Raw genomic sequence first — 23,537 nt, 5'->3', positions numbered from 1 at the left:
GCAGAGGAGTGTGAAATGACACGGTCCTACCCGGAAGCGGTCACCTTCCCCTTCGGACGTCCCGGTCCCTTCGAGCCGCCCGAGGGCCTGGCCTCGCTGCGCGAGGAGCGGCCCATCGCCTCGATGGTCTACCCGGACGGAAAGGTGGGCTGGCTCGTGACCGGCTACTCCGCCGTACGGTCGATCCTGGCCGACCCCCGGTTCAGCTCCCGGCGCGAGCTGCTGGACGTCCCGCTGCCCTTCGCGCTGATGCAGGAGATGCGCACCCCGGCCGACCCCGGCATGTTCATCCGGATGGACCCGCCCGACCACACCCGCTACCGGAAACTGCTCACCGCGCAGTTCACGGTGCGGCGGATGAAGCAGCTGGAGCCCAGGATCCACGAGATCACCGAGGAGCGGCTCGCCGCGATGGAGAAGGCCGGGCCTCCCCAGGACCTGGTACGGGAGTTCGCGCTGCCCATCCCCTCGCTGGTGATCTGCGAGCTGCTCGGCGTCCCGTACGCCGACCGCGAGGAGTTCCAGCGGTCCACCGCGGTGCTGCTGAACCTGGAGTCCACCGTCGAGGACATCCACGCGACGGTCGCCACCTTCAGGGCGTTCTTCGTCCGGCTCATCGCGGCCAAGCGGGCCGACCCGGCCGACGACCTGCTCAGCGGGCTGATCACGAACGGCGATCTGACCGACGAGGAGCTGAGCAACATCGGGTTCCTGCTGCTCGCCGCCGGGCACGAGACGACGGCGAACATGCTCGGGCTCGGCACGTTCGCCCTGCTCCAGCACCCCGACCAGCTCGCCGCGCTGCGCGCCGACCCCTCGCTGATCGACAACACGGTGGAGGAACTGCTGCGCTACCTCGGGATCATCCACGTCGGCCCGCTGCGCGCGGCCCTGGAGGACGTCGAGGTGGAGGGGCTGCTCATCAGGGCCGGAGACCCGGTGACCCTCTCGCTCCCGGCCGCCAACCGCGACCCCGCGCGCTTCTCCGACCCCGACCACCTGGACATCACCAACCCCGCGACCGGACACATGGCGTTCGGGCACGGGCTGCACCAGTGTCTCGGCCAGCAGCTCGCCCGGGTGGAGATGCGCACCGCGTTCCCGATGCTGTTCGACCGCTTCCCCGGCCTGCGCCTCGCCGTACCGGCGGAGGAGGTGCCCATGCGCGACACGATGTCCATCTACGGTGTACGGGAGCTGCCGGTCAGATGGTAGGAGGCGATATGAAGATCACCACGGATGTGTCCCGGTGTATCGGAGCGGGCATGTGCGCGCTCACCGCACCCGAGGTCTTCGACCAGAGCGAGGACGAGGGCACCGTCGTGCTCCTCGACGAGACACCCCCGCCCGAGCTGCACGCCGCCGCCCGCCGGGCCCAGCAACTGTGCCCCTCGGGCGCCATCTCGGTGAGCGCCCCGGACGATTCCCCGGCCTGAAGGCCGCTGAGAATCTCACTGATGGAGGGGCGTGCCGGGGCCTGCTTGTCCGGCATTCACCGGCCCGGTGCCCTCGCCACCCCTGACGAGGGCACCGCTCCCCGATCTGATGGCGCGAGCGATCAGGTGACCGACGGGACGTAGGGGAAGGTCCGGGTCGGCCTGGCGGCGACGGAGTCGCTGCCCAGCCCGATCGTGAACGCGGTGTTGGTCGCGAAGGAGAACATCACGTCCGGCGCGTTGTCGGTGAGCGAGCGGCCGTTCCACCCGGCGAAGCCGTAGACCGCCGGGGTGCCGACGGTGTACGGCAACACGTTGGGGAAGAGCCTGTCGGCGACCAGCCCGCCGTACACGTGCGGGTCCTCGGCGGTGCCGTAGGCGCCGACGACCCCGGCGACCATGTCGGCGACGATCTTCCCGAAGTGCCGGAAGTCGTCGGCGGGCCGGGAGAGGTTGAGCTGGTCACCGAGATCCCCGTCGTGCTGGGTGAAGAGCGGATGGACCATGGGGTGACCGGCGCGGTTGACGGCATGCCAGCCGCCGTCGTCGGTGGCCAGGCTGGTGAGGGCCCACACGTCGACGTGCCGGTCGTCACCGGCGACGGGAAGCAGGTCGCCGTCGGGGACTTCGAGCACGATGGCGTACACCCTGTTCTCGACGAACAGGTTCTTCGCGCCCGCCGGGTCCCAGGAGGACAGGTCGGCCCTGGTGCCGTCCGCGAAGGCCTTCCCGATCGCCGCGAGGGCGTCGGGTTCGATCCAGAAGGGATCGCTCGTCTTGCCGACCCACAGCCGCAGGCCACCGTCGGTGTCGATCCGCCGGCCGGTGGTCCCCCGGGCGACCACGTCGCCGGACGCGCCCGCGTCGCGAGCCTCCGCACCGGCGAGGCGGTGCAGTTCCAGGTCCTGGTTTCCCTCCGCCTCGCGTTCGCCGAAGGTGAGACGGTAGGTGAGGTCCTCGACGTGGTCGCCGTCGCCGTCGATCTTGAACTCGTACAGGGCCTCGGGGTGGAAGCCCTTGGGGGCGCTCTCACCGGCGATGGAGGGGCAGACGTCCATCACGAACACGGTGCCCGTCTCGCCGCGGAAGACGTAGAGATCGGTGATGTCCAGGCGGACGTCCTGCCGGGCAATCGGTGAGTCAAGGTGATGGGACATGTCGATCTCCCCGTTCTCCTGATGGTTCCGCTGGTCCTGTGTCGTGCTCTCGTGACGGCTCTCGCGTCGCGGCCCGTCCCCTCGCTCGCCTCGGCCACACCGGCCCGAGTGCACAGGACTTCCTCCAATATCAGTCAATTCCCGCAAATCAATGCAAAGCGCTTATGACCGCCCAAATATCCTTCCCTGGTTCGGTCAACTCCGTGGGGCGCGAGCCCCCCGGGTAGGAGCGGTGCCCTCGCCACCCCTGACGAGGGCACCGCCGTGGCGACCGGGTTCATGGTGCCCGGCCGCCCCCGTCCCCGCGAGCGGTCCCGGAAGGTTCGCACCGCCGCTCGCGGGAGTCATCGGCACGGCCGCGGGAACGCCGCCGCACCCGTTCGGAGGATGTACGCGCGGTGGCCGCCTCAGGCTGAACGGAAGGAGCCATGACGGGCTGGACCGCGAGGGCCATGACCACCTCGTACATCTGGGCTTCGAGATCCTCGGCGGTGGAGGCCCGCAGGATCTCCGGACCGGGCACCGGCCAGGCCGCGATCGCGTAGAACAGGCGCGAGTGCGTGCCGTAGAAGACGGCCCAGTCCTTCCACTCGCGATCCAACCGCTCGGCCTCGGCACGGGCCCGGCGATCCCACGACCGTCGGGGAGCCAGGGTCGGGACCAAGCCGTCGCGATGCCGCCCTCCGGCAGGCGCGGGCCTGCGCCGGATCACGAGGCCGCCCGCCCGGTCACCTGCCGAGCAGTACTCTCCTGCCGCTCGACCTCGGCCCACAACTCGTCGAGGGTGTCGGCGTCGACCGTACGATTCGCGCCCGCGTTCGACTCGGCGTCACTGAACGGGACGATACGGGAGGCCCACAGCCGCCCCCTGTCACTGAGAATGACCCGCCAGCCCGAAATCACCGGTCCGGGAGTCGTGGACTTACCATCGTGCATGGATCGGACCTCCATCCGATCAAGGACCCGCCCGGACGTCGCGAGCGCCGGGCGGGTCCGGCTTGTGAGGTGAGCAGGAGGGGTCTGGAGTACGCCGCCGTACGAAGCGGTCCTGGATCGGCGAGAACGCGGGCTGACCGGATGCCCCGGATGCCCGCCACCGGAGGCCGGGCACCGGGCGTCCGTACGCCGAGGCGGCCCGGCGGGTCCTCGTCCCGGGGACCGAACCGCTCGCCGGGGAAGCGACGCGGGCGCGACGGGCGCGGCCGGACCGGTTTCGGACGGGTCGGGCCGACGCTGCGCGGGCACCAGCGGGATCACCTCGACCGGAATCACCTCACTGGGAGCCTCGTCGGCGGACGACTCGAAACCGGACAGGGGCACACCGAGGCGACGGGCCTCCAGGCGCACCGCCATCAACTCACCGGACGGCTGCGCGTACTCGTGATCGGCAGGCTGGCCGGGGCAACCGTGCGCGTACGGCGCGTGCCCGCAGACAGCACACCCCATCGGCATCGGCGCGACCTCGACGAAACAGCTACAGCCGTTTTTCTCCGCGATCGGCCGGTCAAGAACCGGAGCACTAGTGTTATTCACGGATCAGGACTCGCTTCCTGGTCAAGGACCCGTCCAGACGTGTGCAGCGTCGGGCGGGTCCGTTTTGGATCTTGCTTCACTAGGGTTCACAGTTGTGAAGTAGAGATGTCCTCTATCGACAGTTGTGAACAGCGGGTATCACTAGGTCGTCAGGGATGCCTACGGTGATCTTGTGACGATCGCATGGCGCTCCAACCAGGCAAAATGGCTACAGATCGCGAACGTGATCAAGGATCGCATTCGCAACGGGACCTACAGGGTCGACGAACCTGTCGCCAGCGAACACATGATCGTCCAAGAGTTTGGCGTCTCTCGGCCGACGGCCCGCAAGGTTCTGGTACGCCTCCGCGAGGAGGGGGTCGTCTATGCGGTTCGCGGGTTGGGCACGTTCGCACGCTCTCCTGAGAACTGGGAGACAGCCGACAGCTGACGCGGTTGGACAGCCACGACTAGTCATGTAAGCCCACAGGAGTGCGCTGGCTCACATCATGCGCGTGCATACTGCATGATCACAAGCATTATGCACGTAGATTTTTGGAAGGGGCAACGGCAGAATGCCGTCATGCCAATGAAATCTCCTACCGTCCGTCACCGTCGTCTTGGTCGTGAGCTGCGGCGACTCCGCGAAACAGCAAATCTCAGCGTGGATGCGGCCGCCATCCATCTCGGGTGGTCACAGAGCAAGGTGAACCGCATTGAGAACGCACGAATCATGATCTCCAGCACGGACATCGCTAACGCCTGCGACCTATATGGGGCTGACTCTCCCACAAAGGCCAGTTTGATCCAGTTAGCCAAAGATGCCAGTCAACGTGGCTGGTGGACCGCTTACAGCGACGTTTTCACCGGCTCCTTCGTCGGCCTCGAAGCGGAAGCTTCGGATATCTACATCTGGCAGCCGCTACTGATACCTGGCCTGCTCCAAACGGATAAGTACGCTCATGAGCTTTTCCGGGTGGGACGTCCAGATTTCAGCGACTCAGATATAGATCGACACGTCTCCGCTCGAATGGCACGGAAGATTGTGCTGGGCACACCACCGATCATTCGGGTAGTGATCGACGAGACCGTCCTACGCCCCGTCGAGCGCCCTAAGATCATGGCTGAGCAAATCGAAGCGCTCCTTGGCTTTGCTGCTCGTGACACCATCACGATCCAGGTTCTTCCACACCGTGCAGGACTCCACAGGGGGCTGGAAGGAGCGTTTTCGGTCATGTCGTTCAGCGAGCCGACCGATCCTGATGTTGGGTACGTGGAGAGCCCGGCGGGTGATATCTATGTTGAAGCACCTGACCAGGTAAGACTGCTTAAACTGATGTTCGAGCGACTCGCCGGTTCGGCTTTGTCCCCTGAAGAGTCTGCGGCCTTCCTCTCCTCAGCAAGGAGTAATCATGTCTGACTCCCCTGACCTGCTCATGGCCGATTGGCGTAAAAGTAGCCTCAGCGGCACCGGCAACGACTGCGTGGAGGTGGCGACGAACCTTCCGGGCCTCGTCGCCGTCCGCGACAGCAAGGACCCCTCCGGCCCGGTGTTGACCTTCACCCCGAAGAGCTGGAACAACTTCCTGACCGGCATCCGCGCCAACGACTTCTGACCCACCAGGAGCCTCAGCCATGGCTCAGCTCGGGCAGGAGCCATCCGCGTTCTGCAGCAAACCTCCCGGGTTTTCCGCGCTACCGAGGTTCACTGCAAAACAGCCGCCTCAGCACCCGCTATTGCACGCACTGACCTGGTCCTTTACCGTCGGGTCCTCATCGCCCCTACAAGGGGTCGTAACAGCATGATCAGTCCGGCGCTCACGCCACCGATCTGCGTCCTCATCACCCCTACGAGGGGCCGTAACAGCGCCTGGCCGACCGAGCCCAGGAGCGCATCGCGGTACCGGTCAGCCCAGCCCTGACATCCACTTGATGCTGGGAGGCGGAGCCCGATGCCTTGACCTGTCAGAGACCAGCAGCCACCCGGAACAGGAGGTGGCTACGTTGCGACTTTTGCTGTATCACGGTGATACGTTCAAGATTCACCCTTCCTTGATGCAGCAAAAGTTACTCTTAGATCGCAACTATCGCTGCACAAGACATGTAATCTTTGCTGTGTGAGGCGAGACCAGGCACTCAAGACCGTGGGAGAGCAGGCGGCTGATCAGTGGGGCCTTGTGACAGCGGCTCAGGCCAAAAGCGCGGGCCTCAGCGCCGTGGATCTACTACGGCTGGTTGAGGCCGACTTCCTGGAGAGTGTCGGCCGTGGCGTCTACCTCGTCACAGGTGCTGTGCGGCCTGAGCATCTGGACATCAAGGTTGCCTGGCTGCGGCTTGAGCCCAAGCTGCCGGCCTGGCAGCGCCACAGTCTTGAGACGTATGGCGGAGTGATCTCTCACGGCTCGGCCTGTGAGCTCCACCAGCTTGGCGATCTCCCAACGTCTCTGGTGGAGATTTCCGTACCTCGCCGTCGTACCACCCGCGAGCCTGGAGTACGCATGCATCGCGCCGAGCTTGAAGCGGCCGATGTCGTACTGGTTGACGGCCTTCCGGTCACCACGGCCGAGCGAACCGTGATCGACCTACTGGCCGCACGCGTAGACGGCGCGCATGTCGGTGGAGTGATCGCCGATGCCGATCGGTACGGCCTGACGAACCGGAATTCCCTCGGTCGGCGCGTCGCGCGTTTCACGGCAGCTTACGGCCTGCCTCGATCCGCCTCGGGGCGGCAACTGCTGGAGTATCTGGTGGAGCAGGCTGATACGGGGCTTCCCGTGGAGGAAGGCACACGTCTCAGGCAAGAAGGCGTTGTCGAGGGCTTCGTCTCCGCACTGGCACTGCTTTCCGCCCTTGACGAAGACCGGGTGAAACAGCTCTTCACCGACTACCCCGGTCTCCTCACCGGCCTGCGAGCCGGAAGCGTCTCATCACTCGCCGAACATCTGGCGAAGAGCGAAGTGGCCCCACCGCCAACGATTGGCCGTCAGGCTTCTCAAGAAGTCCGGCCCGCTGCCCACGCTCGCGCCAGAAAAGTAAATCGGAGTGACGCAGACCTCTCTGCCCGGGAATCGACCACAGAAAGCAGCGACAGGACGTCTTCCGGAGAAGCCAGGTGACTCAGCTTTACATCACACCCAGAGCAGTTGAGATGGCCATGAAAAAACGCCTGGGAGCTTTTGCCAAGCAGCATGGCCTTAACCCCTCTCTGGTGTTTCGCAGCTTCTACTTCAGCCGTTTGGCCACGCGAGTCTTTCGTCATGACCCTGATGGATGGCTTCTCAAGGGAGGACAGGCCCTCCTGCTGCGTTACCCTGCTCAGGCTCGCCTGAGCAGGGACATCGACCTGCAACGCTCCACGGCACAGAGTGCCCAGGAGGCACTGGGCGCGTTGCTCGACGCCGCCGCACTCGATCTGGGCGACTTTTTCACCTTCAGCCCTACGAGCACGGTTGAGCACTCCGACGAAATTGGCGGCGTCAAACAAACCTTCACCGTCACCCTGGGCACTCGCGTGCTCGATACGATCAAGGTTGACCTTGTCACCGGCCGATATCCCACCGACACTCCTGAGAGGGTGAGCCTGGCATCGAGTTCCCTTATGTCCTGGCCGGATGACTGGCCGTTCGTTCAACTCTATCCGCTCGCTGATCATGTGGCAGACAAGATTTGCGCCATGTACGAGCGTCATCAGGGCGCCGCGTCCAGCCGATTCCGTGATCTCGCAGACCTTCTGCTGATCAGTCAGAAAGAGAGCCTGAGCGGAGCCGCGGTGCACATCGCGCTCGACAGCGAAGTTCGTCGTCGCACCGGATTAGGAATGGATTTGACGTTGCCGGACCGGTTCGTCTTCCCCGCCCCTTCTTGGGACAGGGGATATCCCACCGCCGCAGCCGAGGTGGTTGGACTCCGGGGGTGCCTTTCCCTGGCCGATGCCCAGGTGGCGGCGGAGGCGTTCATCACTCCCATACTCACCGGCGCGTCTTTGGGACGCTGGAATCCTCACACGTCAGCATGGTCGAATACCGGCTGAACCCCTACGAGGGGTCGCAACCCCACTGGCTGTACGAACAAGAGCACGGCCCCATCGTCCTCATCGCCCCTACGAGGTTCGCAGCCGGTCAGCTGGTGCGATACTCCATCCACGCTCGACCGGCCGCCGCAGCCTGCGCACGCGACGCCCGGATACCGGCAGGGCCGTTACGGGCGACGAACTCGCGAAACAGCGACCACACGGCGGCGAGACCGGTGACCGTCTCGGCCGGGGCGCCCTTCCACGCGGGCACCTGCTCGGCCAGTCGCTCGGCCTCCTCGGGTGTGTGACCGGCCAGGATCAGCCGCGGCACGAACAAGGCAACTTCCACCCACGCGGCACCTTGGCAGGCGAGGCCCCAATCGATAACCCGTACCCCGGCCGGGGAAGTGAGGAGGTTGCCCTCGTGGAGGTCAGCATGCAGCAGCGTGGACCCGAAAAGCGCGTCCACATCGAGGAGCGCGCGGGCGTGACGGTAGGCGTCCGCCGCCAGCAGGTCGGAAGGTGGGGCGGCGAGTAGCGCGTCAGCGCGGCGGGTCAGGAACCGGACGTTCTCGGTGACGGGCGGCAGCCCCTCGCACGGGTTCGGGGTGAGAGCCTCGCCGAGCACCCTCACCAGGTCGAGGACACCGTCGAGACTGGGCGAGCCCGGACCCAGCTCCACCTCACGCGCTGTGTCGACGTGCTCGACCAGGAGAACGATCCATCCCGCGGTGTGCCCGCTCCACAGCATGCGCGGAGCGGGCACACCTTCGGGCAGGACAGCGCCGACGAGGCGCTCACGCTGGTAGAGCGGCGCAGACGGTGCCCCTTCGGGCAGGGCTTTGAGGAATACCTTCCCGGCTGCGGTATCCAGACGTACGGCGGCGCCAGCGGTCAAGCCACCCGGCAGTGAGGTCACGCGCAAGATAGGCCCGCATTCGGCCTTGATCGCTGCGTGCATCTCGGCGGGAAGGTCATCCCATCGGTACCCGGTCACGCTTCGCACGCTACGCCGCTCCTACCGGCCTGGTGACTTATTTCGTCGGACTGTTGGTGCAGCCTTGATGACACTGGCTGCACTTGCCGGTGCCACTACCCTCGCAGTCAGCGGCGTGCCCCCATAGGTCGGCGACGACCGGCAGGCCGAGCCCGCGGATGACGGCGACGGTGTCGGCCGCCGTACAGCCGCCCTCGGCCTGGTTGTCGTCGGTGGGGTTGTGGTGGATGAACCGGCCCGCGGTCTCCTGGCAGAACTCGGCGTACTCCCGCGTGTAGAGGATGAACGTATGCCAGCCGATGTCGACGATCTCGGACGGCGCGAGCCGGGCGGTCGGGCGGACGGCGCAGGCGGCCAAGAAGGCGAGCGCCTGCTCCATGATGACGTCGGCCTGGTGGGCGTGCTCGGGGTGGTCGATGGCGATTCGCGCGGTGAGCCTGCTGAACAGGGCGGGGGTGATGAGGGAGCGAGGGGTGACGGCGGGACGATCGGTGATGACGGTCATCCGGGATCCTTTGTTCGCTGGATAGGCGAGCACCTATCCGGACGCCTTGACTGTGAGTCACCACGTCATCACAGTCAATAGGTGGTCGCCTATCCGTGGAGGCCGGACGGCGAGCAGCGCAGGCGTGCCGCCTGGCACACGTGGCCGGAATCCCGGCCGACGTGCTTGTGCAACTGCTTGATCTTCCTGGGGCGTCGGCTACGGTGACTGCAACCGGCGAGGAGGATCCCATGCGACGCCGTACGTTCATCGCTGCGGCGGGGGTCGCCGTCCCGGTGCACCTGCTGGCCGCCCTCGACGACGCGTTGGTGATCCTGCCGTCTCCAACCGCGGCACCCACCACCGCCAACGTCACCAGCCGGTTGGCGCGCGCCCGCGCGCTGTTCGACAGCGGTGACCTTCCCCAGCTCGTCGCCCTCCTGCCGCAGGTGATAGCCGCCGCGCATGCTAACGCTGACGATGGAGTCCCGGATGGTCACGTACGCCTGGCGGCTTGCTACGACCTGGCCACCGAGGCGCTGAACAAGATTGGCCGCAGCACCGCGAGCCGTATCACCGCTGACCGGGCCACGGCGTACGCACGCATGTCCGGCTCACCGATCGCGATGGCCGCCGCCGCTCGGAGTCTCGGCATCGTTCTTCGTCACGAGGGTCGACACCGGGTTGCCGACCGCGTCACCTTGCAGGCCGCCGCCACGGTGGAGGCCACCGGGCTCACGACCCCCGCTCAAGCGGCTACCTACGCGCAGATGTTGTGTACCTGCGCGTACAACGCCGCCCAGGCCGGGGATCGCGACCGCGCCCTAGAAATGATCATTGAGGCTGAGCGTGCCGCCGCCAGGCTTCCGGCTCACCCGGCCACCGGACAGCCGTTCGTTGTCACACCCGCTCACGTCGCGCTCTACAGGGTGGGTGTGCATTGGTCGCTCGGTGACCCGGGAGCGGCCCTGCACGCGGGCCGGGACCTTCACGCCTCCCAGTTCTCCACCCCGGAACGCCGCGGCCGGTTACATACCGACCTTGCCCGCGCCTGGTGGCAGTGCGGCAAACCCGAGCAGGCCGCTCACGCGCTACTGGCCGCGTACCAGCACGCCCCGGGAGAGATCCGGGAGCGGCCCTCCATCCGCGCGATCGTGACGCAACTGGCCGCACGCCATCCCCAGGTGGCAGGCGTGCGGCGATTGGTCGCCGCTGTCGGATACGTCTCCAGCCACTGAGTCAGCGGAGGCGATTCCTGTCGCGGAGCCCCGTGACCGGGTCGAGCTCGCGTCCTCATCACCCCTACGAGGGCTGCGACACAGCAGCAGCACCGACGCCTCTCCTCCGTTACTCACTCGATCAAACAGCTCATGACCGACACAGAAAGCGATAGCCTGTATACACACAGTTGACGATTCGATGATTGCGAAGATATATTCGCGATGTGCGAAGTTTCCGGTCTCATGCGATGCCCATTTTTCGTACGGAGACGCAGGCAAGGCTCCTCGCCACGCTGTACCTACGCCCCGACCAGGCCTGGACGCTGGCATCCATCGCCCGAGAGCTCGGAGTCGGCGCGTCGAGCCTGCATCCGGAGGTCTACCGTTTGGAAGAAGCCGGACTCGTCAGCGCCACGACGATCGGCCGATCGCGGGTGCTGAGCGTCGATCAAAGTCACCCCCTCGCGAAACCGCTCACTGAAATCCTGAATTACCTCTACGGCCCGCACGTCGTCATCGCGGAAGAATTCGGCTCCATCCCCCAGACCGAACTCCTGCTCATCTTCGGCTCCTGGGCGGCCCGCCATCATGGGGAGACAGGACCTCCCCCACATGACATCGACGTGCTGGTGGTCGGTGGCGCGGATCGAACCGAGGTCTATGCTGCGGCCGACCGGGCCCAGGAACGCATCGCGATGCCAGTCAATCCGGTCCTGGCATCCACTCGACGTTGGGAGGCGGAGTCCGACGCATTGATCCGTCAGATCAAGGCAAGTCCCACAATTGACCTCACCCCGACCGGGGCGAATCGAAAGCAGCATGATCAATGACGCGATGGACACGTGGCGAAGCAGACATCGAGCGCATGCTCGCCGCCAATGAGCTTCAGCGTGTCCGAGGTGACGCCGCCGACGGTACGGGCTGGCTGGAAAAAGCCGGCGTCGTCCTGTCAAGCGCACGAGAGCTGGTGGAATCCGACCCGAACTCCGCCTACACCTTGGCGTACGACGCCGCGAGATTCGCCTGTGCGGGTCTCCTTGCCCAGCAGGGCCTGCGCGCCACGACGACCGGCGGCCACTACGCGGTCCAACAGGCCATGGTGCGCCAGTTCGGTTCCACCTTCGAGCCATTCGGCAGCATGCGGCGCCGAAGAAACGAACTCGAGTACCCGATGTTCCCCGACGAGTCAGTGGAACAACCGGAAGCAGACCAGGCTCTGACCACCGCTGAATCCATCATCGAAGCGGCCCGCAAGATGATCGATCATCTTGGCATCTTTTAAGCCGCGCAACAGTCGAGAGCCGATGCAGGCGGCAGAGGACTCGTCGTGAAGGGCGATCTCTTTTGCTATTGCTCCGGGTCGGCGATCTCAATGATGTATGGCGGGTTGTCCAGGGCACGGGACAGCTGCGTCCACCTGGAAGCGTCGAGCGTGAGAATCGGGCATACCGCCACGTCAGCGATGGCGGCAACGTGCGCATCCCACGCGTTGAGCCCGGTGGCCGATATGATGTCAGCGAGTTTCGCCGCTTGATGGATGCGGTCGAGTGGAGCGACGGTGGTGCGTTCAAAAGCGGGCAGGCCGATGAACAGCGCTTGCGTGTCGGGCAGGCCCTGACTGTCGAGCAGGGCACCGACGGCCGTGAGCGACGAGATGACCAGGGATTGGCCCGCCCGATCGAAGTCCTGTAGGAAGCCGATCAGGTTAACGTCACCGCAGGCCACATCAACAGGATGGTGGAGTCGAGGATGTGCGGGGCGGGGGTGAAGTCACTCACCGGACGCGGCCGGGAAACCCTGCTTGGTGAGCTGGCGGTTCACGTGCCGCATCATGCGGGCTATCCGGTCCGGGGCGGCCCTGCGGGCTCGGTCCCGTAGGAGGGCGAGCGCCCGCTGGTCGGTGATGCGCTTGGCGGCGATGGCGTCGTTGAAGACGGCGGCCACGCTGAGTGCCTTGCCGCTGGACACCAGGTGTTCGGCATACGTCAACGACGTCGGGGTCCACGGTGATCGTGACTCGGACCTTCTTTCCTCCGCTCGTACTCGGACGGTGTTGGGTGACCAGGGAAAACAGCGAAAAGGACGCGAGCGGTGTCTACGGCCCGCGCCCAGCAGCGGCTCCCGGGAGGGCGCACCATCCGTACGGGCACGGGAGCGCCACCACCCCAGGGGTGGTGGCGCTCCCACATTCGTGAATCAGGAGGGCAGGGCGTCGCCGTGACGGGAACGTCCTGCGGGATCGGGGGTGATCAGCCGATCTTGAAATAGGGGTTGCGGGCCTCGAAGGTGCACTCGCCCACGAACTTGACCGTCTTGCCGGCCGGGACGCTCTTCGTGGTGCTGTACTGCTTCGAGCCGCCGCCGATAGCGTTGACGCACCAGTACACCAGGGTTGCCTTACCGGCCGTGGTGCCGGTGTTCTTGCAGTTGCCCCAAACGGTGGTGTTGCCGGTTCCGGGGGCGTTGCAGGACACCTTCGCGGCCAGGAGCGCGGACGTGCCCGCCGAGGCCTGGGCGGCGCCGCCGAAGGACAGCAGCGCGGCAACGGCACCCGCTGTGACGGTCAGCGAACGAATTACCTTGTTCATCTTTGATTTCCCCCGTGAAAATGTAGATGGATTATGACGCTTCACGATCCGGAAAAGCGCCGTGTCGCGTCCGGAGATATCCCGGTTGGGTGGATTTCGGGACGTCCGTCATGGTGGCATCCGGCTCGTCGGCCAAGCAAGGGATCTTCATCCAAGGTCGCCGTTTGGACTTTTGGACAAATGAATCCGCAGGTCAAGACGGACCTGACCGGAAACTCGGCCTGTCGCGGATCGCGGGAAAGCCGTACGGGAAGATCGAAGCGGGGCTCCCACCTCAGGCGGCCCCGGCCTCCCGGCACCTCACGTTCGCCCGCCTCGTCGCCACCGGCGGAAGCGATTTTCTCGCCGTCGGCGACGATCCCGCTGTCTTCCGATCCCGGATCAAAGCGGTGCCGAATCGCGGCTGAACGACGGCTATATGGAAAATATGCGACCCATCCATAGTCTTCACTCAGTCGGGCGGCAACCGGGCGAACAATTCGGTTCGGTCCGCTCGGCGCATCGAGGGCAGAACGGTGCGCGGCGAAGTGGTGCTAGGCATGGCCATCGCCTGAGACCGGGGCGAGGGCGATGGCCATGCCCGGTGGTGCGTCCCCTTCGGCCACCACGCGACCATTCGGGGGTTCGCGTGGTGGGCGTGGTCGGCGATGCGCACCCCGCGGGCCGGGTGACCACCTTCGACGAGTCGGCGAATCGAATCGAGGCCGGTTCGGGCTCGTCGAGGTGCCGGTGCGCGGGAGATTCCCCAGGGCGACGAGCATGCCGCCACCGCCGCTCCCCCTCCGGTGAACCCCCGTACGCACAGAGGTTCGGGCCTCAGGCGCCCGCGTGGGCCGCCTGGAAGGCGCCACCCGCCGAGTAGGTGACCAGCGTGGTGAGCACCTCCTTCACCGAGTCGCGCCTGCGTACGTCACAGAGGATGATCGGGGCCACGCCGTCCAGGCCCAGCGCCCGCCGCACCTTGATCGGGTCGTGCCGTCGCGCGCCGTCGAAGCAGTTGACCGCCACGACGAACGGGAGCCCGCGCTGCTCGAAGTAGTCCACGGCGGGGAAGCAGTCCTGGAGGCGGCGGGTGTCGGCGAGGACGACCGCGCCGAGGGCGCCGACGGACAGCTCGTCCCACATGAACCAGAACCTGTCCTGGCCCGGGGTGCCGAACAGGTAGAGCCAGAGCCCGTCGCGGATGGTGATCCGGCCGAAGTCCAGCGCGACGGTTGTGGTGATCTTGGACTCCACGCCCGCGGTGTCGTCCACGTAGATGCCGCGTTCGCTCAGCAGTTCCTCGGTGTGCAGAGGTCTGATCTCGCTGATCGTGCCGACCATGGTCGTCTTGCCGACCCCGAAACCACCGGCGACAAGGATCTTGATGGCCATGGCCGGGGTGTCGACCGGGGTCATCCCCGGCTCAGGCTCAAAGGCCGCGTATTCCATGCAGCACTTCCCTGTAGATGCGTTCGTCGATCGTCTTCCCCATCGGCCGGGGCCTGTCGATGGTGACCAGGCCCTCGCGTCGCAGCTCGCTGAGGAGTACGCGGGTGATGTTCAGTGGCAACTTGAGGTGCGCGGCGACGTCCGCCACGGGGGTGGGCCTGCGGCACAGGGACAGCACGTCGAGATGCTCGGGCATCAGCCCGACCGGCTCGAAGGGCATCTCGGCGGTCGCGACGATGGCCACCAGGTCGAAGCTCTCCCCGACCGGGCGCGCCCGGCCGCCGGTCACCCCGAAGAGCCTGACCAAGGGCCCGGGATCCTCTCCCGTCACGTCTTGGCACCGTTCCAGGCGGGCGCTGGGGCAGCTCCCCTCGGCTGCGCGGACAGGTGCTCGCCGACACGCTTGACCAGCAGCGCCATCTCGTAGGTCACCATACCCAGTTCGGCGTCGCCCGCGGCCAGTACGGCCAGCCGAGCCCCCTGCCCCGCCGCGGTGACGAACAGGAAGCCACCCTCCATCTCGATGATGGTCTGCCGCACGCCGCCGAGGCCGAAGTGCCGTCCCGCGCCCAGCGCGAGGCTGTGGCTTCCCGCCGAGATGGCGGACAGGTGCTCGGCGTCCTCGCGGGTCAGCTCCCGGGAACCGCCCATCGCCAGGCCGTCGGCGGACAGCACGATGGCGTGCCGGATACCGGTGACCCGCTGGGTCAGGTCATCGAGCAACCAGCTCAGTTCAGATCTGGGGTCGGGCATCGGAGTGGCCATCCTTTCGCTTCCACACGTCCAGTTCCTGCTCGACCTGGCTGCGTCCCTGCTGCCAGCCCCGCTGCATGGAGGACATGAGGTTTGAGAGCTCCTCGGGAGTTCGCGCGGTGAGGTCGCGCTGCTCGGGGGAACGTGTCTGTCGGAGCTGAGGGGCCAGATTAGCCTGCCGTACCCGCATCGGCAGCCCGTCCAGGTCGTCGTCGACGTCCGGTACGGAGACGGCCCGCCGCACGGGCATCGCAGGGGTGGGGGCCTCGCGCCGCTCCTGGGTGGGGAACCAGCTCGACGTGGTCTCGGGAGCGCGGACCACCACGTGGTCCGGCGTGCCGGAGAGAACCCTGGGCCAGTCCTCCGGTGCCGCGCTCAGTGCCCGTACCGGCCCGCCCGCGTGCGCGCCGCCCTGCCGCGCCCGCTTCGGCGCGGCCTCGGCGGCCAGCGCCTCGCAGGTGGCGAGCAGGCCCTGCGGCAGCAACACGATCGCGGTGGTGCCGTCGTACGGCGAGGGGCGCAGCACGACCTTGATCCCGTGCCGGGCGGCGAGCCTGGCCACGACGAACAGGCCGAGCCTGTCGCTGTCCGCCAGGTCGAACTCCGGCGGGTCGGCGAGTTTGGCGTTGAGCTCGTCGAGGTTGGCCTGGCTCAGGCCCAGGCCCCGGTCCTCGACCTCCAGTGCGAAGCCGTTGGCCGCGATCATGCTCCGTACGTGGACCACGGTGTTCGGCGGCGAGAAGGTGGTGGCGTTCTCCACCAGCTCGGCGACCAGGTGGATCACGTCGGTAACCGCGGCACCGACCAGCAGCGGCGCGTGCGGCATGGGAAGCACGGTGACGCGGGTGTAGTCCTCGACCTCCAGGACGGCGCTGCGCACCACGTCGAAGACCGGCACCGGGTCGCGCCACCTGCGGGCCGGGGCCGCGTCGGACAGGATGATCAGGTTCTCCGCGTGCCGCCGCATGCGGGTGGTCAGGTGGTCGAGCTTGAAGAGGTCCTCCAGGATCTCCGGCTCCTCGACGCGGCGCTCCATCGTGTCGAGGAGCGTGAGCTGGCGGTGGAGCAGCGCCTGGTTGCGCCAGGCGAGGTTCAGGAAGACCATGCCGACGCCCTTGCGGAGCGTCGCCTGGCCGACCGCCGCCTCCACCGCGGTACGCCGCACGGCGGAGAAGGCGTGCACGACGCGGTCGACCTCGGCGGTTCTCGCGGGGGCCAGTTCGGGGGCCTCGGTCTCCGGGTCCACGTCGTCGCCCCTGCGCAACCGCTCGACCAGCCGGGGCAACCTCTCCTCGGCCAGTTCCACGGCCGACGCCTGGAGCCGCTTCAGCTCGGCGATCAGGGAGCGGCCGAACCGGTAGGAGGCCGCGATCGAGATGATGATCGCGAGCAGGCCCAGACCCAGAATCAGCCCGACCCGCAGGTAGGCGTCGTTCCTGAGCTCGTCGCCCCTCGCCGTGGCGTTGACCAGTTCCTGCGCGCTCTGCTTGCTGACGGCGGTGAGAACGGCCTGGGCGTCACGCTTCCACTCGGCGGCGTCCAGCGGCGGCTTGCCGATGAGGTTCCACGAGAAGATCCTGTCCTCGTTGGCCTTGAACCGCAGGTAGGCGGGGTTCTGCACGAACGTTTCGTACTCCGCCCGCAGGTCGACACTCATGTCCCGCTCCGCGTAGACCAGGTAGTTTCTCCGGCTGGTCATCGCCGAGACGAAGGCGGCGTGCTCGGCGGGCGTCATCTCGCCACGCTTCATCGCGGCGGTGAGCACGGCGTGTTCCCTCGCCGCGAACTCGCCGGTGGTGCTGTAGGCGCCCATGCCGCGGACGTGGCGGAAGGACGACAGGTTGGCGATCGCGGTGATGTCGCCGAACTGCCGGTTGGCGACGCTGATGAACTCGTTGTAGCCGTCGGTCACCTGGATGGGGGTGATCGCACCGCTGTCGGCGAAGGTACGCACCTGGATGAGCCCATCCATCGCGGCCACCAGCGCCCGCACGTCCGTCGGGGCGTTGCCGGGCTCGTAGGCCGCGGCGGACGCGACCGCCTGGCGCACCAGGTCCAGTTTGCTGTTCGTGACCCGCCGCTGGTCGGAGAGCATCCTGTTCTGGGCGGTCGCACCGGCCGCCTCCGCGGAGAGCTGACGCTCCCGCTGGATCTCGACGATCAGCTGCCGTATCGGCGCCCCGATCACCTGCCAGCGGTTCTGGGTCTGGGCGATGCCGGCGACCTGCGCGATGGTCGAGTAGGCGATGAACACCCAGAGGACGATCAGCGCGAGCACGGGCAGGAGCAGGATCCGGAGGATCTTCGAGCGGATCGGAGGGGGGGAACTCATTCGACTTGTCCAATCCGCGGTTCCTGCGCGTGGCCGACGACCGCGGGCAGAGCGGGCCCCACGATCGCACGCCGCGACTGGTGCGTGTGTGATTCGACACACTATGCCCATGGGACATATCGAGCTTCAAGCCACCAGAGCGAAGATTGAGTATCAATGTTCGCGGTGAATGAGGCGGCTTCTTCCCCGTGAAAACCGGGGTTTCGGACGATCGCGCAGCTCACACCGGGTGCCGTCGGCGAGCGGCCGTCTCCCCGCCGTCGCCACTGAATGAAATTATTCCGTCACCATCCGCCGCCGATCGGCGGCCGGTCATCCGGTGTCCGGTCACCCGGGGGCGGTCATCCCCCGCTGGGGAGCCATCCCTCGGGAGGTCCTCCTTCGGGGAGCCGTCCTTCGGGGAGTCATCCTTCTTCGGGGAGCCGGCCTTCGCGGCCCGGGATCCCTCGCGCTCGGCGTCGGAGCGGTCGCGGCGGGCGGCGAGGTCGATCATGGTGCCCTCGCCGGTGGCGGTGAGCGCCGCCGCGAGGAGGATCAGCTGGTTGAGGATCTTGAGGAAGACGAGCATCCCGACGGCACCGGCGACGACGTGGTAGGCGGGGTTGCCCACGGTCATCTCCAGATAGACCTGGCCCAGGGACTTGAGGACCTCCAGGCCCGCGGTGATGAGCAGGGCGGGCCAGATGACCCGGCGAAACGAGAGTCGCAGGCGCGGCGGGGCGCAGAGCAGGGCGATCGCCAGCAGGGTGTTGACGGCCAGTCCGATCACGAACGCGGCGGCCGAGAGCAGCCACCGCGACACCGTGTCGTCGACACCCACCGTGTGCATGAACAGCCAGTTCAGCACCGCCTCCGCGACGAAGGCCCCCGCGAGCGAGGCGGACAGCAGCAGTCCCAGACCCGCCATCACCCCCAGGTCGATGACCTGGCGCATCATGAAGCGGCCCGGATACTCCTCGATCCGCCAGATGGCCCTGATCGCCGAGCGCAGGGCGTCCATCCAGAACAGCCCGGTGAGGGGCAGCCCGACGAAGGCGATCGCCCCGGCCGTGGCCCTCGCGCTCTGCAGTGCCGGTACGTCCAGGCGGGGGAAGTTCTCCGAGAGGTAGCCCTGAACGGTGTTCAGCACCTTGGGGTCGTCGAGGAACTGCCCGATGATGGCGAAGCCGAGCAGTCCCAGCGCGAACACGGCGAAGAACGAGTAATAGGTGAGCGCAGCGGAGAGCCGCCCGGCGTCCACCTCGTCGTAGCGCACCACGGCGCGTACCAGATGGTCCAGCCAGCCGTGGCGATGGCGAGCACGTGTCCACGTCTCGGAGATCCGCGTGGTGAGACCCGTGACCGTCATGCCACGGCCTCTACCCCCAGCTCGCCCGCCTATCACAACCGGGGCGCCTCATCCGTAAGGTCCGTCCCCGTCGTCACGGATCCCGCGAGACGCCCGGCCGCCGCCGCCCGCACGGGACGTTCGCCTGCCGCACACAGGGGCCAGGTGTCCCGAAGCCCCGGCTGTCAGGGACACCCGGCCGCCACCCGCGCGGCTCGCTCAGTCGTCACCGGCCCTGCGGGCGAGGATCGAGTGGATCTCGAAGGAGGGGGCGCTGAAACCCGGAGCCGACATGACCTCCCGGACCTCCCGGAGCTGCCTGAACGTCATCCCCGCCGCCACCAGCTGGTCCTCCAGGTGGTGGCTGTTGCTGATCAGGAGGCCCAGCCCGGCGGAACCGCGCTCCCACACCTCGGTCCAGCGCGCCTGGTCGACGTCGACGAGTCCCGCCGCCGCCACGTCCCGCGCGGCGGAGCCCCCCCAGGTCGGATCGCTGCCCGCCGCACCCAGCACCCGGGCCGTCGCCGTGACGTAGGCCCGGTACACCTCCCCCGCACGCCCGCCGGAGGGGGGCGGCGCCACCCAGCGGGTGATGTCGATCTCGTCGAGCTGCAGCCAGCCGCCGGGCCGCAGCGCGGCGCGCAGGCGGCTCAGGACCTGACGGCGCTGCGGGAGGTGGCTGAGCACGAGCCGGGCGTGGATCAGGTCGAACGCGCCCTCCGGCAGCGGGTCGGTGACGACGTCGTGGCGGGCCACGGTCAGCCCCGGCCTGGACGGGATCAGACCGGGCTTGATGTCGGTCGCCAGCACGCGCCCGCCCGGCGCCACCCTCTCGGCGAGCCAGAGGGCCACGCTGCCCCCGCCCGCCCCGACCTCCAGGCAGTTCCAGCCGGGCCCGACGCCGGTGAGGGCGAGACGCTCGAACGTCAGCGGGTCGAGAAGCTGGGCGAGGTAGCGATGCTGGTCGGACGAGTGGTCCCCGTCGTTGTCGAAGACGTAGTCGGACGCGGTCGCTGAGTTCTGCCCGGTCATCTGCACCCTTCCAAGAGCGGCTGGTTCGCCCGCATGGTAAGTAGGGCGCCACGGAAAGTGACAGGTCTGCGGCCGGACCCGGCCATCTTCTCTGGAGAACGTATCCCCCTAGATACATTATGTCCGGATAAAGAACCTATGTTCGATAGACGAACAACACTGCAGGGCCCAACGACCCCCCGACAGCCCGAGCCCGGTGGACGACGCCGCGGGAAAGACCGGCGCCGCGGGAAAGACCGGCGCCGCGGGGAAGACCGGCGGCATCGAGCGGATCCACGCGGCGAAGCGGCCCGGACGCCCGTGCCGACCGGGGGTCCCGTGCCGACCAGGGGTCCCGCGCCGATCCGGGCGCCCGGGACGGACCGCTCCGGAACCGGACCGCCCCCGTCGGATCCGGCCGAAATCGTCGGTGCCGAGGTTCACAATGGGCGCCATGGACAACTGGCGTGAGGTCCGCGAGACGCTGCGCGAGTTCGCGCTGCGCCTGCCGGAATCCTACGAGGACCACCCCTGGGGCGACACGGTCGTCAAGGTCAACAAGAAGATCTTCCTCTTCCTCGGCGTCGACGAGCCGACCGAGAGATCGAGCCCGAGCATCGGGGTGAAGCTGCCCGAGTCGAACGGCCACGCGCTGGCGGTCGAGGGCGCCAAGCCGTCCGGCTACGGGCTGGGCCGGGCGGGCTGGGTGTCGATTCCCCTGACGGGCGCGGGCGCGCCCCCGGAGACCGAGACGCTCCTCGACTGGGTCGAGGAGAGCTACCGCGCCGTCGCCCCCAAGAGGCTCGTCGCCGGGCTCGACGCGCCCTCGCGGAACGACGACGAGACGACGCACACCGGCGGGCAGCCACTCTAGACCCCCTTCCTATTCGGTGGGCTGGGTCTCGGCGTGTCACCACATGGCCCCCAATCGCGACTGTAAGCATCATCACTGTCACGCTGGGCGGCCCGGCGCATCAGCGGATTGGTCGCGGCCACGGATCACGTCTCGAAGGGAATGGTGTTTCCATGCTCACTCCCAATCCTCAAATAAGTGCCGCAACCATGCGTAAACGACAGAAGGGGCGCCGGTCGACGAAAGCATCGGCGATGCTGGTCCTGACCGGAGCCCTTTCCGTGGCCCTTGTGGTCGCCGTCTCCTCCGCCGTTCCCTCACCCGCCACCGCGTCCGCGCTCGGCGACCCACCCCCCGACTCGAACTCCTCCGTCACGTCGACCAGCACCTCCACCGCCTCCTCCCCCGGCGACACCGACACGGACGCCGACAGCGGCACGGATACCGGTAACGGTACGGACGGCCCCGACGACCTCGCCACCGACACCGGTACGGGCACCGACTTCGGCCCCGACGACGATGACGACGACGGCCGCCATTCGCTTCTGGAGCAGGCGCGCAAGAAATGCAAGCCGAGGTCCTTCTTCAGATTCCACTCCTTCAGACCGAGGAATTTCTTCGTTCCCCGTACGCGCTTCATCGACGGCCCCGGCGGCACCATGACGGTTTCGGTCACCCGGCAGCACCGCGTGTACGCCGAGATGGAAATAGAAAGGGAAAGAATCGGCGAGATCGACAGGGGCGAATTGATTCGCCAGCTGCGAAACATGGTGAACCCGTTGCTCGCCGAGGAATACATCGTCGAGACGGGACACCAATACGAACAGGAGATCACCGACGGCAAGTACGGCAACATGTGGTACCGCGTTTTCGGCTACCGGGTGGGCTTCTCCGCGTGGCGCGAGGTCTCCAGCTGCCGGGCGCGCAAGATCGCCGCCGGAGTGGCCAGCGTCCCCGCGCGGGTGGAGGGCTGGAGATACTGGGAGACCGATCACCCGATGTACAAGGGACGCCGGCTGAGCAGGCGCTAGCGAACGGCGAGTCCCCTCAGGTGACGGTGAGGCGGTCGCCGTAGCGCTCGTCGCGCCAGTGTTCCTTCTCCAGCACCTCGGCCAGGGTCACGGCCGCGTCGTAGGCGTCCACGAAGCGGATGTAGAGCGGCGCGAACCCGAACCTGAGGACATCGGGAGCGCGGAAGTCGCCGTGGACGCCACGGTCGATCAGGGCGCGCATGACCGGGTAGCCGTCGGGATGGCCGAAGCTGACCTGGCTGCCCCGGCGCTCCGGGTCGCGGGGCGAGACCAGTTCCAGCCCGTACGGCGCGCAGAGCTCCTCGACGAGCTCGATGAAGATCGAGGTCAACGCCACGCTCTTGGCCCGTACGGCGGCCAGGTCGACGCGCTCCCAGATGTCGAGCGAGGCGTTGAGCGGGGCGAAGGACATCACGTGCGGGGTGCTCACGGTGAAGCGCCGGATGCCGTCGGCGGGACGGAAGCCGGGCTCGAACGCGAACGGCGCCGCGTGGCCGTGCCAGCCGGTCAGCAGGGGACGCGCCTCGGCCTGGTGGCGCGGGTGGGCGTAGACGAAGGCCGGGGATCCCGGGCCGCCGTTCAGATACTTGTAGGTGCAGCCGACCGCGAAGTCGGCCGCCGAGACGTCCACCTGGTAGGCGCCGGCGCTGTGACACAGGTCCCAGATCATCAGCGCGCCCGCCGCCTGGACCAGCGCGGTGATCGACGCCGTGTCGTGGCGGGCCCCGGTCCGGTAGTCCACCTCCGACAGCAGCACACACGCGACGTCGTCGGAGAGGGCGTCGGCGAGGTTCTCGACGCCGGTGACGTCGCGGACCTCGTAGCCGTCCAGCGCCTCGGCCAGCCCCTCGACCACATAGCGGTCGGTGGGGAAGTTGGCCAGGTCCGAGATGACGACCCGGCGCCCGGGACGCAGGCCCAGGGCGGCGGACACGGTCTTGACGATGGAGATCGAGGTGCTGTCGCCCACCACCACCTGGCCGGGGCCCGCGCCGATCAGCGGGGCGAGCCGGTCGCCCGTGGTCAGCGGCAGGTCGAACCAGCCGGAGGCGTTCCAGGCGCCGACCAGGCGGCCTCCCCACTCCTGTTCCACGGTCCGCGTCACCGCGGCCGCCGCGGTCTTCGGCGGGGCGCCGAGGGAGTTGCCGACCAGGTAGATCGTCCCGTCGGGCAGGACGAACTCGTCCCTGATCCGCTTGAGGGGGTCGGCGGCGTCGAGCGCCACGCACTCCGCACGGCTGATGGCCAAGGGTCGCCTCCCGGTTAGGTGCCTGACAGTCCCCCCATCATGCCTCTAACGCCGGATATAACAACTTTTGGCCTGAAAGTGGGCCAATGACCGAGAAGCACTCCGAGGCGGCGGGCTCGGTTCACCGGCGCGGCGCCACGGGTC

General features: G+C 67.3%; 28 protein-coding genes. 13 read left to right on the top strand and 15 right to left on the bottom strand.

Annotation, left to right across the window (positions count from 1 at the left end):
• Positions 1-15: 15 nt before the first annotated feature.
• Positions 16-1,215: a cytochrome P450 gene (locus ABD817_RS21830; RefSeq protein ID WP_344919922.1), complete on the top strand. Its 1,200-nt coding sequence runs from the start codon at positions 16-18 to the stop codon at positions 1,213-1,215.
• Between the two features lie 8 nt (positions 1,216-1,223).
• Positions 1,224-1,436, top strand: a complete 213-nt coding sequence (locus ABD817_RS21825; RefSeq protein WP_344919921.1) for a ferredoxin — start codon at positions 1,224-1,226, stop codon at positions 1,434-1,436.
• 122 nt (positions 1,437-1,558) lie between these two features.
• Here the strand turns inward: ABD817_RS21825 and ABD817_RS21820 are convergent, their stop codons facing one another.
• From ABD817_RS21820 to ABD817_RS21810, 3 genes are all read right to left on the bottom strand, one after another.
• The gene (locus ABD817_RS21820) at positions 1,559-2,593 is read right to left on the bottom strand and encodes a DUF4331 family protein (protein WP_344919920.1); all 1,035 of its coding nucleotides are present in this window, start codon (positions 2,591-2,593) and stop codon (positions 1,559-1,561) included.
• A gap of 277 nt (positions 2,594-2,870) precedes the next feature.
• Positions 2,871-3,257 carry a hypothetical protein gene (locus tag ABD817_RS21815; protein WP_344919919.1) on the bottom strand — a complete coding sequence of 129 codons (387 nt, stop codon included), beginning with the start codon at positions 3,255-3,257 and terminating at the stop codon, positions 2,871-2,873.
• A 44-nt stretch (positions 3,258-3,301) separates the two neighbouring features.
• Positions 3,302-3,529, bottom strand: a complete 228-nt coding sequence (locus ABD817_RS21810; protein ID WP_344919918.1) for a hypothetical protein — start codon at positions 3,527-3,529, stop codon at positions 3,302-3,304.
• 769 nt (positions 3,530-4,298) lie between these two features.
• Here ABD817_RS21810 and ABD817_RS21805 point away from each other — a divergent pair.
• From ABD817_RS21805 to ABD817_RS21785, 5 genes are all read left to right on the top strand, one after another.
• Positions 4,299-4,556 carry a GntR family transcriptional regulator gene (locus tag ABD817_RS21805; RefSeq protein ID WP_344919916.1) on the top strand — a complete coding sequence of 86 codons (258 nt, stop codon included), beginning with the start codon at positions 4,299-4,301 and terminating at the stop codon, positions 4,554-4,556.
• Positions 4,557-4,646: 90 nt separating this feature from the next.
• Positions 4,647-5,525 carry a helix-turn-helix domain-containing protein gene (locus tag ABD817_RS21800; protein ID WP_344919915.1) on the top strand — a complete coding sequence of 293 codons (879 nt, stop codon included), beginning with the start codon at positions 4,647-4,649 and terminating at the stop codon, positions 5,523-5,525.
• Entirely contained in the window at positions 5,518-5,721 is a 204-nt protein-coding gene (locus ABD817_RS21795; RefSeq protein WP_344919914.1) for a DUF397 domain-containing protein, read from the top strand. The genes ABD817_RS21800 and ABD817_RS21795 overlap by 8 nt, the downstream gene beginning before the upstream one ends.
• A gap of 501 nt (positions 5,722-6,222) precedes the next feature.
• Entirely contained in the window at positions 6,223-7,221 is a 999-nt protein-coding gene (locus tag ABD817_RS21790; protein ID WP_344919913.1) for a type IV toxin-antitoxin system AbiEi family antitoxin domain-containing protein, read from the top strand.
• The gene (locus ABD817_RS21785) at positions 7,218-8,135 is read left to right on the top strand and encodes a nucleotidyl transferase AbiEii/AbiGii toxin family protein (protein WP_344919912.1); all 918 of its coding nucleotides are present in this window, start codon (positions 7,218-7,220) and stop codon (positions 8,133-8,135) included. The genes ABD817_RS21790 and ABD817_RS21785 overlap by 4 nt, the downstream gene beginning before the upstream one ends.
• A gap of 88 nt (positions 8,136-8,223) precedes the next feature.
• On the opposite strand, the gene ABD817_RS21780 is transcribed toward ABD817_RS21785, so the two are convergent.
• A complete protein-coding gene (locus ABD817_RS21780; protein WP_344919911.1) occupies positions 8,224-9,114 on the bottom strand; it encodes a phosphotransferase family protein in 891 nt (296 codons plus the stop codon).
• Positions 9,115-9,151: 37 nt separating this feature from the next.
• Positions 9,152-9,619 (bottom strand): glycine-rich domain-containing protein, encoded by a 468-nt coding sequence (locus ABD817_RS21775; RefSeq protein WP_344919910.1) that lies wholly within the window; start codon positions 9,617-9,619, stop codon positions 9,152-9,154.
• Between the two features lie 230 nt (positions 9,620-9,849).
• On the opposite strand from ABD817_RS21775, the gene ABD817_RS21770 reads away from it, so the two are divergent.
• The 3 genes from ABD817_RS21770 to ABD817_RS21760 all read left to right on the top strand — a co-directional run bounded on the left by ABD817_RS21770 (position 9,850) and on the right by ABD817_RS21760 (position 12,100).
• Entirely contained in the window at positions 9,850-10,836 is a 987-nt protein-coding gene (locus ABD817_RS21770; RefSeq protein WP_344919909.1) for a hypothetical protein, read from the top strand.
• A 230-nt stretch (positions 10,837-11,066) separates the two neighbouring features.
• Complete coding sequence (locus ABD817_RS21765) at positions 11,067-11,648, top strand: hypothetical protein (RefSeq protein ID WP_344919908.1); 582 nt, start codon at positions 11,067-11,069, stop codon at positions 11,646-11,648.
• A complete protein-coding gene (locus ABD817_RS21760; RefSeq protein ID WP_344919906.1) occupies positions 11,645-12,100 on the top strand; it encodes a hypothetical protein in 456 nt (151 codons plus the stop codon). Before ABD817_RS21765 ends, ABD817_RS21760 begins: the two co-directional genes overlap by 4 nt.
• Positions 12,101-12,165: 65 nt before the next feature.
• On the opposite strand, the gene ABD817_RS21755 is transcribed toward ABD817_RS21760, so the two are convergent.
• The 3 genes from ABD817_RS21755 to ABD817_RS21745 all read right to left on the bottom strand — a co-directional run bounded on the left by ABD817_RS21755 (position 12,166) and on the right by ABD817_RS21745 (position 13,406).
• The gene (locus ABD817_RS21755; protein ID WP_344919905.1) at positions 12,166-12,543 is read right to left on the bottom strand and encodes a hypothetical protein; all 378 of its coding nucleotides are present in this window, start codon (positions 12,541-12,543) and stop codon (positions 12,166-12,168) included.
• A gap of 45 nt (positions 12,544-12,588) precedes the next feature.
• Entirely contained in the window at positions 12,589-12,807 is a 219-nt protein-coding gene (locus tag ABD817_RS21750) for a hypothetical protein (protein WP_344919904.1), read from the bottom strand.
• A 260-nt stretch (positions 12,808-13,067) separates the two neighbouring features.
• The gene (locus ABD817_RS21745) at positions 13,068-13,406 is read right to left on the bottom strand and encodes a hypothetical protein (RefSeq protein ID WP_344919903.1); all 339 of its coding nucleotides are present in this window, start codon (positions 13,404-13,406) and stop codon (positions 13,068-13,070) included.
• An 89-nt stretch (positions 13,407-13,495) separates the two neighbouring features.
• Here ABD817_RS21745 and ABD817_RS21740 point away from each other — a divergent pair, with 89 nt between their 5' ends.
• The gene (locus tag ABD817_RS21740) at positions 13,496-13,813 is read left to right on the top strand and encodes a hypothetical protein (RefSeq protein WP_344919902.1); all 318 of its coding nucleotides are present in this window, start codon (positions 13,496-13,498) and stop codon (positions 13,811-13,813) included.
• 409 nt (positions 13,814-14,222) lie between these two features.
• On the opposite strand, the gene ABD817_RS21735 is transcribed toward ABD817_RS21740, so the two are convergent.
• The 6 genes from ABD817_RS21735 to ABD817_RS21710 all read right to left on the bottom strand — a co-directional run bounded on the left by ABD817_RS21735 (position 14,223) and on the right by ABD817_RS21710 (position 20,281).
• The gene (locus tag ABD817_RS21735) at positions 14,223-14,804 is read right to left on the bottom strand and encodes a GTP-binding protein (protein ID WP_344919901.1); all 582 of its coding nucleotides are present in this window, start codon (positions 14,802-14,804) and stop codon (positions 14,223-14,225) included.
• 13 nt (positions 14,805-14,817) lie between these two features.
• On the bottom strand, positions 14,818-15,144 hold the full coding sequence (locus ABD817_RS21730; RefSeq protein WP_344919900.1) for a DUF742 domain-containing protein: 327 nt from the start codon (positions 15,142-15,144) through the stop codon (positions 14,818-14,820).
• A gap of 20 nt (positions 15,145-15,164) precedes the next feature.
• Complete coding sequence (locus ABD817_RS21725) at positions 15,165-15,590, bottom strand: roadblock/LC7 domain-containing protein (protein WP_344919899.1); 426 nt, start codon at positions 15,588-15,590, stop codon at positions 15,165-15,167.
• Positions 15,571-17,922, bottom strand: coding sequence for a sensor histidine kinase (locus tag ABD817_RS21720; RefSeq protein WP_344919898.1), 2,352 nt, complete (start codon positions 17,920-17,922; stop codon positions 15,571-15,573). The genes ABD817_RS21725 and ABD817_RS21720 overlap by 20 nt, the downstream gene beginning before the upstream one ends.
• Before the next feature lie 220 nt (positions 17,923-18,142).
• Positions 18,143-19,270, bottom strand: coding sequence for a YihY/virulence factor BrkB family protein (locus tag ABD817_RS21715; protein WP_344919897.1), 1,128 nt, complete (start codon positions 19,268-19,270; stop codon positions 18,143-18,145).
• Between the two features lie 198 nt (positions 19,271-19,468).
• Positions 19,469-20,281, bottom strand: a complete 813-nt coding sequence (locus ABD817_RS21710) for a class I SAM-dependent methyltransferase (RefSeq protein WP_344919896.1) — start codon at positions 20,279-20,281, stop codon at positions 19,469-19,471.
• A gap of 433 nt (positions 20,282-20,714) precedes the next feature.
• Here ABD817_RS21710 and ABD817_RS21705 point away from each other — a divergent pair, with 433 nt between their 5' ends.
• Both ABD817_RS21705 and ABD817_RS21700 read left to right on the top strand, forming a co-directional pair.
• Positions 20,715-21,134: an MmcQ/YjbR family DNA-binding protein gene (locus ABD817_RS21705; protein WP_344919895.1), complete on the top strand. Its 420-nt coding sequence runs from the start codon at positions 20,715-20,717 to the stop codon at positions 21,132-21,134.
• Positions 21,135-21,286: 152 nt separating this feature from the next.
• The gene (locus ABD817_RS21700; RefSeq protein ID WP_344919894.1) at positions 21,287-22,144 is read left to right on the top strand and encodes a hypothetical protein; all 858 of its coding nucleotides are present in this window, start codon (positions 21,287-21,289) and stop codon (positions 22,142-22,144) included.
• A gap of 16 nt (positions 22,145-22,160) precedes the next feature.
• On the opposite strand, the gene kynU is transcribed toward ABD817_RS21700, so the two are convergent.
• Positions 22,161-23,393, bottom strand: a complete 1,233-nt coding sequence (gene kynU, locus ABD817_RS21695) for a kynureninase (protein ID WP_344919893.1) — start codon at positions 23,391-23,393, stop codon at positions 22,161-22,163.
• Positions 23,394-23,537: the final 144 nt, after the last annotated feature.

Origin of the sequence: Streptosporangium oxazolinicum (assembly GCF_039537505.1) — a bacterium.
Classification (GTDB): Bacteria; Actinomycetota; Actinomycetes; order Streptosporangiales; family Streptosporangiaceae; genus Streptosporangium; species Streptosporangium oxazolinicum.
This window is presented reverse-complemented; position numbering and strand designations above follow the sequence as displayed.